At 41.0% G+C, this 13,071-nt stretch carries 13 protein-coding genes; 3 read left to right on the forward strand and 10 right to left on the reverse strand.

Annotation, left to right across the window (positions count from 1 at the left end):
* The first annotated feature begins 125 nt into the window (after nucleotides 1–125).
* The 3 genes from C9J12_RS00295 to C9J12_RS00305 all read left to right on the forward strand — a co-directional run bounded on the left by C9J12_RS00295 (nucleotide 126) and on the right by C9J12_RS00305 (nucleotide 2,824).
* Nucleotides 126–710, forward strand: a complete 585-nt coding sequence (locus tag C9J12_RS00295) for an LON peptidase substrate-binding domain-containing protein (protein ID WP_107240895.1) — start codon at nucleotides 126–128, stop codon at nucleotides 708–710.
* A 140-nt stretch (nucleotides 711–850) separates the two neighbouring features.
* Complete coding sequence (locus tag C9J12_RS00300) at nucleotides 851–1,774, forward strand: HDOD domain-containing protein (protein WP_107241202.1); 924 nt, start codon at nucleotides 851–853, stop codon at nucleotides 1,772–1,774.
* Between the two features lie 150 nt (nucleotides 1,775–1,924).
* On the forward strand, nucleotides 1,925–2,824 hold the full coding sequence (locus C9J12_RS00305) for a lysine exporter LysO family protein (protein ID WP_107240896.1): 900 nt from the start codon (nucleotides 1,925–1,927) through the stop codon (nucleotides 2,822–2,824).
* A gap of 487 nt (nucleotides 2,825–3,311) precedes the next feature.
* Here C9J12_RS00305 and ptsG read toward each other — a convergent pair whose 3' ends face one another.
* From ptsG to fabD, 10 genes are all read right to left on the reverse strand, one after another.
* A complete protein-coding gene (ptsG, locus tag C9J12_RS00310; RefSeq protein ID WP_107240897.1) occupies nucleotides 3,312–4,748 on the reverse strand; it encodes a PTS glucose transporter subunit IIBC in 1,437 nt (478 codons plus the stop codon).
* Nucleotides 4,749–5,207: 459 nt separating this feature from the next.
* Entirely contained in the window at nucleotides 5,208–5,984 is a 777-nt protein-coding gene (locus C9J12_RS00315) for a TatD family hydrolase (protein ID WP_107240898.1), read from the reverse strand.
* Complete coding sequence (gene holB / locus C9J12_RS00320; protein WP_107240899.1) at nucleotides 5,974–6,951, reverse strand: DNA polymerase III subunit delta'; 978 nt, start codon at nucleotides 6,949–6,951, stop codon at nucleotides 5,974–5,976. The genes C9J12_RS00315 and holB overlap by 11 nt, the downstream gene beginning before the upstream one ends.
* Nucleotides 6,952–7,581, reverse strand: a complete 630-nt coding sequence (gene tmk / locus C9J12_RS00325) for a dTMP kinase (protein WP_107240900.1) — start codon at nucleotides 7,579–7,581, stop codon at nucleotides 6,952–6,954.
* A complete protein-coding gene (gene mltG / locus C9J12_RS00330; RefSeq protein ID WP_107240901.1) occupies nucleotides 7,581–8,594 on the reverse strand; it encodes an endolytic transglycosylase MltG in 1,014 nt (337 codons plus the stop codon). The genes tmk and mltG overlap by 1 nt, the downstream gene beginning before the upstream one ends.
* A complete protein-coding gene (gene pabC / locus C9J12_RS00335) occupies nucleotides 8,588–9,397 on the reverse strand; it encodes an aminodeoxychorismate lyase (RefSeq protein ID WP_107240902.1) in 810 nt (269 codons plus the stop codon). Before pabC ends, mltG begins: the two co-directional genes overlap by 7 nt.
* A gap of 142 nt (nucleotides 9,398–9,539) precedes the next feature.
* Nucleotides 9,540–10,781: a beta-ketoacyl-ACP synthase II gene (gene fabF / locus C9J12_RS00340; protein ID WP_107240903.1), complete on the reverse strand. Its 1,242-nt coding sequence runs from the start codon at nucleotides 10,779–10,781 to the stop codon at nucleotides 9,540–9,542.
* A gap of 83 nt (nucleotides 10,782–10,864) precedes the next feature.
* A complete protein-coding gene (gene acpP, locus C9J12_RS00345) occupies nucleotides 10,865–11,101 on the reverse strand; it encodes an acyl carrier protein (RefSeq protein WP_011217937.1) in 237 nt (78 codons plus the stop codon).
* A gap of 159 nt (nucleotides 11,102–11,260) precedes the next feature.
* Complete coding sequence (fabG, locus tag C9J12_RS00350) at nucleotides 11,261–11,995, reverse strand: 3-oxoacyl-ACP reductase FabG (protein ID WP_107240904.1); 735 nt, start codon at nucleotides 11,993–11,995, stop codon at nucleotides 11,261–11,263.
* 23 nt (nucleotides 11,996–12,018) lie between these two features.
* Entirely contained in the window at nucleotides 12,019–12,942 is a 924-nt protein-coding gene (gene fabD, locus C9J12_RS00355) for an ACP S-malonyltransferase (protein ID WP_107240905.1), read from the reverse strand.
* Between the last annotated feature and the right edge of the window lie 129 nt (nucleotides 12,943–13,071).

Here is a 13,071-nt window from a genome sequence, read left to right on the forward strand (position 1 = left end):
AAAGGGACAAAAGTTGACCATAATTTTTGCGTATTACCTCACAAAATATTTATAACTTTCGCCTATCTTTTATCGCCACTTTATCAGCGAGGTCTATCTTTATAGTATTAAATTAGGGAAATAAAATGACAAACATTGCACTTTTACCTTCATCAAGCCACATTTTGCCGGGCGGACGGCTGGAAATTATCGTCGCCGAAAAGCGTTACACGCGTATGGTAAAGGACTCTCTCACTTCCGGTGAAGGATTTGCTATGTGCATGATCAATGAAAATAAAGAGTCTGAAGAGGTCAAAAAAATTCCCGCGATTGCTACTCACGTAAAAATAATTGACTTTAACGCGCTAGAAGGTGGCCTACTTGTTATTACGGTTGAAGGTATACAGAAGATCCGATTACTCAGTATTGAAATTGACCCCGACGGTTTATTAATTGGTGAATTTAAGCCTTATCTTGAGTGGATATACGTGCCTGTAGATGATGGTAACGTTAGCCTAAGAGAGAAACTGAAACTTTTTTACTCGTCTATGCCAGAGATTGGCGCATTATATAACGAGCCTAAATACAATGACATCAGTTGGATATGCCAGCGATGGATAGAGGTACTACCTATAGAGGTAAAATATAAACAATTATTAATAACGCAAGACACAACAAAATTAACGATTCGTTTTTTAAAAAAATTACTCGACTACGAATATTATGAATAATGCAATTAATAAAACAACAAATTAAATGATAAGTGGAAAATAAAACTTATATTCATACCCGATTTTTTACGAATATTGATTGTATAAGCGTTCTTACTCAAGATAAAATACCTAGAATCAATATTTACTTATTTGTAATAATGTCACATTTATCTTTTTTTTGGCTAAAAGCTGAAAATGAAAAAATAATTAAAGGTTTAGAGTCTGAATTCTGCACGCTGGTAAAAGAGACAGTAAAGCATAACACTCTTTCACTTCCCCCTATTCCGGAGGTTTTAGCGAAGCTTCATACACTCTGTAACGATGAAGAGACGACAGTTCGTGATGTTGCCGATCTTTTGCTCGATGACCCGAGCTTAGCTGCTTCTATTATTCGTACATCAAATACGATAATGTTTAACCGACGCAATATTATTTGTCATGATCTGCAAACAGCGGTATCTCGCTTAGGAATCATGCGAGTACGAGATATCGCAACGGCACAAGCCATTGATGAATTAAAAAACAATACACATTGTTTTGAACACGAATGTAATATCACATTATCAAATAGTGCAATGCGTTCACGTCAGCTGGCTGGAACCATGGCTTTAATATGTCAAGGTTTTATCAAAACATCCACAAAACCGTTTAGACTTGAGCCAGAAAAAGCATTGTTAGTCGGCTTATTAGCAGACATTGGTTTATTTGGTTTAATTAATGAATACCAAAATTACTTAAACAACGGTAATTATTTGGATCTTGATATCGCAATATGTATATTCCAACATTGTTGTACTGAAGCGAGTCCTATTGTGTTAAAACATTGGGGCTTTGATAAAGACTATATCGAAGTTTCGTCAAATAAAAAAATGCCTTATTGTAATGAACAAAACACCAGCTATTTAGACATTGCTCGTATGGCGAACCATCTTTTGCTATTCAAAAATAATGATGATGCCATTGAAGACCACTATGTAGAGATGGATCTGACTGGTGCAGAAGTCATGTATGAGTTGACTAATCTTTCAGACAGGGATTTTGATTCCGAACTTCAAAGTGTCATGAAATCATGCGGCTTATAATTAGATAGCCGACATAAAAATATTGATTCTTAAAACAATACGGTAAGCGCCGTATTGTTTTCGATTGACCATCCTACATAGCAATTGATAAGCTTCTAAGTTCTAAAAAACGATTGAATAATCTCTGTTTATCATAAAGTAAGGATGCTCATGTTCTCTGGGATGCTTTTCATCTTCCTGCCGCTAATAATCGGTTATTTAATACCAGTACATAAAACATCCGTACTTGAATTTATAAATACCCAAACTAGCAGACTTGTATTGGTTATTCTGGCATTGATGGGCTTAAGCCTTGCCGGGCTTGATAACCTTGGGCAGAATTTAAGCCAAATTCTTCTCTATACTGCCACTTTCTTCATCTCCATCAGCGTCTGTAATCTTGCCGCATTACCATTGCTCGATAAATTATGGCCCACAAACACAGCACATGACCATCGTCAGCTTCCACTGGGTAAAATGATCATGGAGTCGGTTAAACTGGTACTTGTTGTGGCTGGTGGTTTAATTGTCGGGATTACACTTGGCTTTGATCTTTCTTGGGTTGATCAAGCCAGTGAGACTATTCTACTTTTATTGCTCTTTTTAATTGGTATTCAATTAAGAAATAGTGGCATGACACTACGTCAGATTCTGTTGAATAAAAAAGGGATAATTATTGCCCTTGTCATTATAGGAACCTCACTGCCTGGCGGCATTATTGCTGCCTTAATATTGGATATTCCCATTACACATGGCTTAGCCATGGCTTCTGGCTTTGGCTGGTATTCGCTCGCAGGTATATTAATAGGCGATGGGCTTGGGCCAATCTATGGCGGTGCTGCTTTTTTAAATGAATTAATGCGAGAGCTCATTGCGCTAAGTTTAATTCCCTTAATCATTCAACGTTACCCTAGTACAGCGATTGGTTACGCAGGTGCAACGGCAATGGATTTCACGCTACCCGTAATACAAAACTGTGGTGGTATAAAATGTGTCCCAATAGCAATTGTAAGCGGCTTTATTCTTAGCTTGCTCGTTCCAGTCCTTATGCTGTTCTTTATCTCGCTGTAGAGCCATACAGGCGATATAACACATGTCTTCATGTGTTATTTTGACGATAAAATTACTATACATTCTATAATCTTTCCTCATACACATAACTAGAAAGGCCACCTCGATGGCCTTTTTTATTTCACTGTCCATCACAAGTGATCACCGTAATAGTATTCCAATCTTGCTACAGTCCTTCTCAAGATCCCCCCAGAAAAGCGCTTATTGCTAACCTCTGGGCTAAAAACTTAACTTAGACTAGCAGGTAGAGTATCATTCATCCTTCCGCCATATCCATACCAATTCAGTTAAGAATACGATCATTAAGAATGATAGGCATGAATTAACTGGTGGTTCTAATGACAAATATATAACGCAGGTTTTAGAGTATTTTCTACCAGATTAAAACTCAACCGTTATGGCTATGCGTACAAAACCAGCACTATTTAGCAGGATCAAAAAAGGGAAGCCGAAGCTTCCCTTTTATTTATAGATTTAGTGAGTCGTATTAGTTATTACGAATCCACTCATCCATATCAGATTTTAGGTTGTCAGATTTAGTACCGAAGATAGCTTGAACACCACTACCTGCAATAACAACACCTGCAGCGCCAAGCTTCTTAAGACGATCTTGATCAACATTCTCAATGCTTGCTACAGATACACGTAAACGTGTAATACATGCATCAAGGTTAGTGATGTTGTCTTTGCCACCAAATGCGAGAACTAATTCTTTAGCCATCTCTGAACCAGCACCAACAACAACTGCATCACTTTCTTCTTCTTCGTCTTCACGACCAGGCGTTTTCAAGTCTAGCTTAGCAATAACTACGCGGAATACTACGTAGTAAATTGCAGCGTAAATTAGCCCCATAACAGGGAATAACCATAACTTTTGAGAGTTCGCAGAAAGAACAACGAAGTCAATGAAACCGTGAGAGAAAGAAGTTCCGTGTACCATACCCAGCATGTTTGTCATTACGAACGCAGAACCCGCAAGGAAAGCGTGGATTACGTAAAGTACAGGAGCAACAAACATGAATGAGAATTCGATTGGTTCAGTAATACCTGTTAGGAATGAAGTCAGCGCAGCTGAAACCATGATACCACCAACTTTCGCACGGTTTTCAGGCTTCGCTGAATGCCAGATTGCGATTGCTGCAGCAGGAAGACCAAACATCTTGAACATGTAACCGCCAGCTAGCTGACCGAAACCGTTACCAGCAAGACGAGTTGCTTCATTTGCTTCTAAGTAACAAGTTAGAACACCTGTACGCGCTTCACCCGCAGCGTTTACACAGCTACCCGCTTCGAAGAAGAATGGTACGTTCCAAACATGGTGTAAACCAAATGGGATTAGAGAACGCTCAACAACACCGTAAATGCCGAATGCTAATGTTGGATTCTGGTGTGCAGCCCAATCAGAGAATGCGCCAATTGCGCCGCCAATTGGAGGCCAAATAATAGAAAGAAGAATTGCAAGACCGATAGAACAGAAGCCTGTCATGATCGGAACAAAACGCTTACCAGCAAAGAAGCCTAGGTACTCAGGAAGTTGAATACGGAAGAAGCGATTAAATGCCCACGCCGCAACACCACCAACAAGAATACCGCCAAGTACGCCTGTTTCGATGTTTTCAAGACCCATCAGGTTAGCCATAACCTTCAGAGTAGCAGCCATGATACCGTAACCAACAATAGCCGCTAGACCAGCAACACCATCGTTGTTTGTAAAACCAAGTGCAACACCTACTGCGAATAGTAGTGGCATTTGACCAAATACAGAACCACCCGCTTGTTCCATAATTTGTGAAACAACGTCGGGTAGCCAGCTAAAGTTTGCTGCGCCAACTCCTAATAGAATACCTGCTACCGGCAAAACCGATACAGGCAGCATTAGCGCCTTACCGACTTTTTGCAGGCTAGCAAAAAGGTTCTTAAACATATTGTGCTCCTGAGTGGAATGTTTTAATTAGAGTTCAAATGGGTGCAAGCGACATACCCCCGTAGCCATAATGCTAGCACCACTTTCTTTTTCTTTCGGCACTTAGTATAAAATGCGGTGCTAAATATAACTTGATGGCAATCAAGAATGCTAATGCCGTATGAAATTTAATTTCAAAATCAAGTCCCGATCACAATGGGCGATCACAAAAAAAACAAACAAAAATACAACTAACACATTGAATAAAATGAAAAATATAACAAAAAAAAAGACAAATAAAAGATGTAATAAAATTTCAGCTTTGTAATTCATGTTATTTTATGTAACGAAGATACTTTCGGGCTATAAATCGCAGAAAGTGACGACTTATAGACCAAAAATCAAATTAGCAATTTAATTTTCAAAACAATGAACTAAAACCATTAAAAAATGGAGCTAAAAGCTCCATTTTTATAAAATCTATCTTTCGGCGCGCGAAAAAAGGTTGAAGAAGTTATTCGTCGTGACTTTTTCAACTTCTTCGACAGATACTCCTTTTAGTAACGCGATATATTGTGCAACTTCACGAACATACGCCGGCTGATTCTGCTTACCGCGATAAGGGATTGGAGCAAGGTAAGGTGAGTCCGTTTCAACTAATAAACGTTCTAATGGCAAACTACTGACTACATTTTTAAGTTCACTTGCTTTATTGAACGTTACAATACCCGATATCGAGATATAAAAGCCAAGCTCAATCGCTTCTTGTGCCATTTCAAGGCTTTCAGTGAAACAATGCAGAACACCACCACATTTCTCTGCGCCTTCTTCACGTAGAATTCGCATTGTATCTTCACGTGCCATACGGGTATGAATAATGAGTGGCTTATTTAATTCAACCGCTAAACGAACATGCTCACGAAAGATGTCTTGCTGCTGCCCTGCCAATTCCGGCTGATAATGGTAATCTAACCCCGTTTCACCGATTGCAATAACGCGATCATGCTGAGCAAACGCTTTCAATTGATCGAAATTAAACCCTTCTTCAATATCAAGGGGATGAACACCACACGATGCAAAAACATTGCTATGGGGTTCAATCATTTCCATCATTGCTGGAAAACTTTTAAGTGTAACGCCCACAGATAAAAAGTACTCAACACCACGATCTTTAGCTTTAGCTAACACATCATCAATGCCTGTATGAAGTTGCTCGTAATCTAATTTGTCCAGGTGACAATGTGAATCAACTAACACGGTTATTTTCTCCAATAAATCCTGTTAACCACTCTACAATGAGTAATTCAATATTCAAACCACTGTGCTTCTCTAACTTTCGATGTAGTTCGTTAATTTTTCGAACCTGCTGTATCAGAATAGTAGAGGGTACCGCTTGTGCTACTGATTGAATCTTGTCGATAGATTCACAATGCGTAAAATAACCAGTAACACCTTGTTGAAGTTTAATACAGTCAACAAGAAAGTAGCTTAACCACTTCATACTGATGATACCTTCACTGCTACACAGTGATACAACATCGTAAATGCCAATATGCGGTGGCTGTAAAAAAGCAGTAAATGCTTCCATCAAATGATGGTGACGAATGTCCATTCCTTGCTCAATAAACTGCTGTGTTGCTAACGGTGCACACGCATTCAAACGAATAGATTCAATCTTGATCGTTTGCATTAATTGCTTTTCCACCCACAGCTTCACAAACTGCTCGTCAGGGGTTTCCATACGCCATTTATTACAACGGCTTACAATAGTCGGTAATAAACTATCCAGCGATTGTGCCGTTAAAATAAACTGACATCCTGATGGCGGCTCTTCCAATGTTTTCAAGATAGCGTTAGCACCCGCTTCACCCATTGAATCGGCACAGTCAATCATGATAACGCGTTGCCCTGCCAGCTGAGAGGTTTCCATTGCCCAGCGATTACATTGCCTGACAGCATCAACACCAATCTGTTTCCCTTCTTGCTCGGGCTGAATAAGGTGAAAGTCAGGATGCGTACCTGCAGCAAACAATTTGCAACTGTGGCAAACACCGCAGGGTTCAGAGTCACAGTTATTACAAAGCACAGTTTGTGCTAATTGTTGCCCTAAAGCCTCCCGCCCAGTGCCTTTTGGGGCAAGTAATAAAATTGCATGGTGCAGGCGTCCCTGTATTAACAGCTGCTGCCAGCTGTGCCATAGCGCTTCATGCCAGGGATAGAGCATCTATTGCTTCTCCAACCATTGATTTAAGGCTTGCTTCAGATCGCCCGTTACACTTTCTAACGACTGGCTAGCATCAATAATGATCACTTTAGGGTTATTTTCTGATAGCTCAAGAAAACGAGCACGCGCTCTATGGAAGAAATCCACATTCATTTTTTCGATACGATCTAGCTCGCCACGACCACGCGCACGTTCTAATCCGAGTATTGGGTCAATATCCATATAAATCGTTAAGTCAGGACAAAAATCACCTAACACGGTATCACGCAAGTTTTCCATCAATGCTCTATCAAAACCACGACCACCACCTTGGTAAGCTTGTGATGACATGTCATGACGGTCGCCAACGACCCATCGACCTTCAGCTAAAGCAGGCTTAATAATATTATCAACCAACTGAATACGAGCGGCATATAACAAAAGTAGCTCAGCCATATCGGTTAATGGCTCATCTGGGTGCCCTTCTTTTATCAAGGCACGCATTTGCTCAGCTAATGGTGTTCCGCCAGGCTCACGCGTTGATTCTGGGTTTTCAATACCATGTGCAGCAAGGGTATCGATCACTTGCTGAATAGCGGTGCTTTTACCTGCGCCTTCAAGGCCTTCAATTACAATAAATTTAGCAGTCATCAGTTTCTTAACGTCTTTAAATATGCGCGTACAGCACGATTATGCTCTACCAGTGATTTAGAAAATTTATGGCCACCTTTACCGTCAGCCACAAAATAGTAAAACGAACTCGTTTCTGGGTTTACCGCCGCTAAAACAGAAGCCTTACTCGGCATTGCTATTGGCGTTGGGGGTAAACCAAAAATGGTATATGTGTTATAAGGCGTTGGCGTGCGTAAATCGCGCTTACGAATATTGCCTTCATATTTATCACCCATACCGTAAATTACTGTAGGGTCTGTTTGAAGACGCATGCCTTTATTTAAACGATTCATGAATACCGAAGAAACTAAGGTTCGTTCATCATCAACCGCCGTTTCTTTTTCAATAATCGAGGCCATAATTAAGGCTTCATAAGCCGACTTTAATGGCACATCGTTATCACGAGCTTGCCATGCAGTATCAAGTAAAGCCGTCATCTTATTGTACGCGCGCTTTAACAGCTCAAGATCAGACGTACCCGCCGTATAATTATAGGTTTCAGGTAATAAGTAGCCTTCGAGCTTACTAATATGTGTCGCGCCAATGGCTTGAGCAATATCATCTTCTGACATACCTTCACTTGCATGCACAACAGCTGGTGATGTTCTTAATTGCTCTAGCCAATCAACAAATCGGTCACCTTCAACGAGAGTAATAGAAAACTGATGCTCTTTTCCTGATGTGACTAATGCAAGCACGTCTCGCAGTTTTTGATCCGGAACGATCAAATATGTCCCCGCTTTAATACGTGTTAGTTGAGGATCTAAACGGCCAATCCAACGTGTCCATTTTGATGGAGTTACAACGTCTGCAATCGCTAATTGATTCAGCAACCCTCGAAAACTGGTTCCAGGTGTTACCGTTAAAAGTACATCTTCTTGATTAATCACAGGCTTTTCAAGAGACTGGTTAACCTGTTGATACGACCAGCCTGCAACACCTGCTGCAAACACACCCAGTATAAGTACAACAATGAACAACTTCTTTAGCACGTATACAACCTCTTGTTTAAAGCATTGAGCAATGTTTGCTCAGAGAATTCATTTTCATTAATTTTTTTAATTGGCACCAATGCCATAAGCGCATTAGTAATAAAGATTTCATCAGCACAAAGCAATGACTCTAACGATGTTTTGACAAACTCAACACAATACTCAGTGCTATCTAGCAATTCCAGTACATGTGATCGCATCACACCATGTACACCTGACATATCCAATTCAGGTGTATATACGGTATTTTCACACCGCCAGAAAATATTAGATGCTGTTGCTTCCATTACATGCCCATTAACATCAAGAACAACAGCGTCTAACCAACCGCTATCATCGACTTCTTGCTTTAATAGCACTTGTTCAAGTCGGTTTAGATGCTTAAACCCAGCAAGCATTGGCACAAGCCCAAGCCGTTGCTGGCAAACACCCAATTCAATGCCATCTTGCTGCCATTCAACATAATGCTTTGGCCAATCAAAATCAGAAATGATGACCTGTGTATCAGCACACCCCGTTGGACTATACCCTCGCCCACCTTCGCCACGGCTGATAACGACTTTGACCACACCTTTGTCTGAATATTGTTTAGCTTGTTGATACACCTGCTGAGTAACTTCATTCCAATTAGGTGCAGAGATCCGGAATGTTCGTACATTTTTTTGTAATCGCTGAAGATGCAATCGCCACAATAGCGGTTTACCTTGCTTAATCAGCACGGTAGTAAAACTACCATCGCCATATTGAGCGGATCGATCTCTTATCGAAATGCTGGATTGTTCCGTTCCATTTACCAGTACCATATTGACAATTCTTCACAGCAAAATTAAATATAAATAAATACGTATAAAAAAACGACCCGATGTAAACATCGGGCCGTTCATAATATCAGGTTATCACTAATTATTCCTGACCACTCACTTTAGATATCTAAAGAAGAAAGTCTTACATCTTCTTGAATAGTAGCGAGCCGTTTGTACCGCCAAAACCAAATGAGTTACATAGAGAGTACTCAAGGTTCTTAACTTGGCGAGCTTCACCAGCCACATAATCAAGGTCACAGCCTTCATCAGGGTTGTCTAAGTTAATCGTAGGCGGTACAGCCTGATCAACAAGAGACATAATAGAAATAATAGCTTCAACAGAACCCGCCGCACCTAACAGGTGGCCAGTCATCGATTTTGTTGATGATACTAATACATCTTCAACTGCCGAACCCATAGCGCGCTTAATACCACGCGTTTCTGCTACGTCACCTGCAGGTGTTGATGTACCGTGAGCGTTAATATAGCCAATTTTTTCAGCATTGATACCCGCATCACGCAGTGTTGCTTCCATTGCCAAAGCGCCACCCGAACCATCAGGAGTTGGTGAAGTCATGTGATAAGCATCACCACTCATACCAAAACCAACAAGTTCAGCGTAGATTGTTGCGCCACGCGCTTTAGCGTGTTCGTATTCTTCGACAACAATCACACCTGCGCCATCACCTAGAACAAAACCGTCACGGTCTTTGTCCCAAGGGCGAGAAGCCGCTTGTGGATCATCATTGCGAGTTGATAACGCTTTAGCAGCCGCAAAGCCGCCCATGCCTAGCTCAGTAGATGCTTTTTCAGCACCGCCAGCTAGCATTGCGTCAGCATCACCATATGCAATCATACGTGCTGCATGGCCAATATTATGAAGGCCAGTAGTACAAGCCGTAGAAATAGCGATGTTAGGACCGCGTAGGCCATGCATGATAGACATGTGACCAGCAATCATATTTACAATTGTTGATGGAACAAAGAACGGGCTAATTTTGCGCGGTCCTTTCTCCATAAGGGCTTGATGACCAGCTTCGATAAGCCCAAGACCACCAATACCAGAACCGATAGCAACACCAATACGGTGTGCGTTTTCTTCTGTTACTTCAATACCTGAATCTTTAAATGCTTGCACGCCAGCTGCAATGCCGTATTGGATAAATAAATCCATTTTACGGGCATCTTTTTTGGTCATGTATTCTTCAGGATTGAAGTCTTTAATCATACCGGCAAACTGAGTAGCAAATAAGCTAGCATCAAAATGCTCAATAGTACTAATACCACTAGTACCAGATAGTAAAGCCTTCCAAGAAGATTCAACCGAATTGCCAACAGGAGTTAGCATACCCATGCCAGTAACAACTACACGACGTTTTGACACGATTAATTTCTCCGGGAAATGAGGATAAAAACAGACTTTAAAAAAATCAGGCGGTCATGGTGACCGCCTGGAGGTGTTCTTTATTACTCAGAAGCGCTGTTTACGTAGTCGATTGCTGCTTGAACTGTAGTAATTTTTTCAGCTGCTTCGTCAGGAATTTCTGTATCGAATTCTTCTTCAAGAGCCATTACTAGTTCAACTGTATCTAGTGAATCAGCACCTAGATCGTCAACGAAAGAAGCTTCGTTCTTAACTTCTGCTTCGTCCACACCTAGTTGCTCAATGATGATTTTTCTTACGCGATCTTCGATGTTGCTCATACTAATATATTTCCTTAAAACAAGAATTCGCTAATGCGATTTGCTGTAGTTTATTCATTACTACAAAAGTTGCAAGACCCTCATTGCTGGTCAAACCACGATTTTTCATGAAAACATGCCGAGTTTGACTTGCGTCATCAAGTATTGCAACTTTTTTGATTAAATCATGTACATGCCGCCGTTAACATGCAACGTTTCACCGGTTACATAAGCAGCATCTTCTGAAGCTAAGAAAGCAACTGCTGCTGCAATTTCACGCGGATCACCTAAACGACCAGCAGGAACATTTGCAAGTGTAGCAGCACGTTGCTCATCATTCAGGGCTTTTGTCATATCAGTTTCAATAAAACCTGGTGCTACCGCATTCACGGTAATACCACGAGATGCCACTTCACGTGCCATAGATTTAGTGAAACCAATCAAACCAGCTTTCGCAGCTGCGTAGTTAGTCTGACCTGCGTTACCCATCGTTCCGACAACAGAACCAATGCTAATAATACGACCATTACGCTTTTTCATCATGGCGCGTAGAACTGCTTTAGAAAGACGGAAAACAGATGTTAGGTTAGTATCCATGATATCTTGCCATTCGTCATCTTTCATACGCATTAGCAAGTTATCACGAGTAATACCCGCATTGTTTACCAAAATATCAATATCGCCGAACTGATCTTTAATCTGCTTTAGTGTATCAGCAATGGAATCAGGTGAAGTCACGTTCAGGGCTAAACCTTTACCTTTATCACCTAAATATGCGCTAATTGCTTCTGCGCCGCTTTCAGACGTTGCAGTGCCAATAACAGTTGCGCCACGCTCAACCAAAATTTCAGCGATTGCACGACCAATACCACGGCTTGCACCCGTTACTAGAGCAACTTTACCTTCCAGGCTCATTGTATTTCCTCTTTAAATAATACTTATTTTGCTGCATCTAAACTTGCAGAATCATTCACTACTGCACTAGCCAATGCACGATTAATACGCTTTGTTAGACCAGTTAGTACTTTACCTGGCCCCATTTCAAGCAGTTGTTCAATGCCTTCATTTACCATGCGTTCTACAGACTCAGTCCAACGAACAGGGCCGTATAGCTGCTTAACAAGCGCCAGTTTAATTGCAACAGGATCGCTCTCTGTCTGCACATCAGCATTGTTGATAACAGGAATAGAAGGCGCATTAAATTCAATTGCCTCTAATGCCACAGCTAGCTTATCTGCTGCTGGCTTCATCAATGCACAGTGTGAAGGCACTGATACTGGCAGTGGAAGTGCACGCTTCGCGCCAGCTTCTTTACACAGTACATTTGCACGCTCAACCGCTTCTTTATTGCCCGCAATCACAACCTGACCCGGTGAGTTAAAGTTAACCGGAGAAACGATTTGGTCTTGTGCTGCTTCTTCACATGCTTTCGCAATTGAATCATTATCCAGACCGATAATTGCTGACATTGCACCCACACCAGCAGGTACAGCTTCTTGCATTAATTGACCACGAAGTTCAACTAATTTAATGGCTTCTTTAAAATCAATCACACCAGCACAGACTAATGCTGAATATTCACCTAGGCTGTGACCTGCAAGTACTGCAGGTTGCTCACCACCTTGTTCTTGCCATACACGCCAAATAGCAACAGATGCTGTTAATAAAGCAGGCTGTGTGCGATCGGTTTGATTTAAATCTTCAGCAGGCCCGTTTTGTACCAATGCCCATAGGTCATAACCTAGTACTTCTGACGCTTCCACAAAAGTATGCTTAACAATATCAAATTTTTCAGCAAGCTCAGCCAACATACCAACAGCCTGAGAACCTTGCCCAGGAAAAACAATCGCGAATTTAGACATTCGAGAGTCCTTTAATTTTTTAAACTGAATTTTTCAGTTTTAACCTAGCTAATCGCTTTAAACAATCCTGTTATTTATCAGGTTGTTATTATTTTGACTTTAAGCAGTTTTTTAATCGTTATCGTCAAA

The sequence above is a fragment of the Photobacterium frigidiphilum genome, assembly GCF_003025615.1.
In the GTDB taxonomy this organism is placed as follows: Bacteria; Pseudomonadota; Gammaproteobacteria; order Enterobacterales; family Vibrionaceae; genus Photobacterium; species Photobacterium frigidiphilum.

Bases quoted from the DNA above. Each gene is read 5' to 3' on its own strand.
- C9J12_RS00295 (WP_107240895.1), top strand. From the start codon at position 126: ATGACAAACATTGCACTTTTACCTTCATCAAGCCACATTTTGCCGGGC.
- acpP (WP_011217937.1), bottom strand. From the start codon at position 11,101: ATGAGCAACATCGAAGATCGCGTAAGAAAAATCATCATTGAGCAACTA.
- holB (WP_107240899.1), bottom strand. From the start codon at position 6,951: ATGCTCTATCCCTGGCATGAAGCGCTATGGCACAGCTGGCAGCAGCTG.
- ptsG (WP_107240897.1), bottom strand. From the start codon at position 4,748: ATGTTTAAGAACCTTTTTGCTAGCCTGCAAAAAGTCGGTAAGGCGCTA.
- pabC (WP_107240902.1), bottom strand. From the start codon at position 9,397: ATGGTACTGGTAAATGGAACGGAACAATCCAGCATTTCGATAAGAGAT.
- tmk (WP_107240900.1), bottom strand. From the start codon at position 7,581: ATGACTGCTAAATTTATTGTAATTGAAGGCCTTGAAGGCGCAGGTAAA.
- C9J12_RS00305 (WP_107240896.1), top strand. From the start codon at position 1,925: ATGTTCTCTGGGATGCTTTTCATCTTCCTGCCGCTAATAATCGGTTAT.
- C9J12_RS00300 (WP_107241202.1), top strand. From the start codon at position 851: ATGTCACATTTATCTTTTTTTTGGCTAAAAGCTGAAAATGAAAAAATA.
- fabD (WP_107240905.1), bottom strand. From the start codon at position 12,942: ATGTCTAAATTCGCGATTGTTTTTCCTGGGCAAGGTTCTCAGGCTGTT.
- fabG (WP_107240904.1), bottom strand. From the start codon at position 11,995: ATGAGCCTGGAAGGTAAAGTTGCTCTAGTAACGGGTGCAAGCCGTGGT.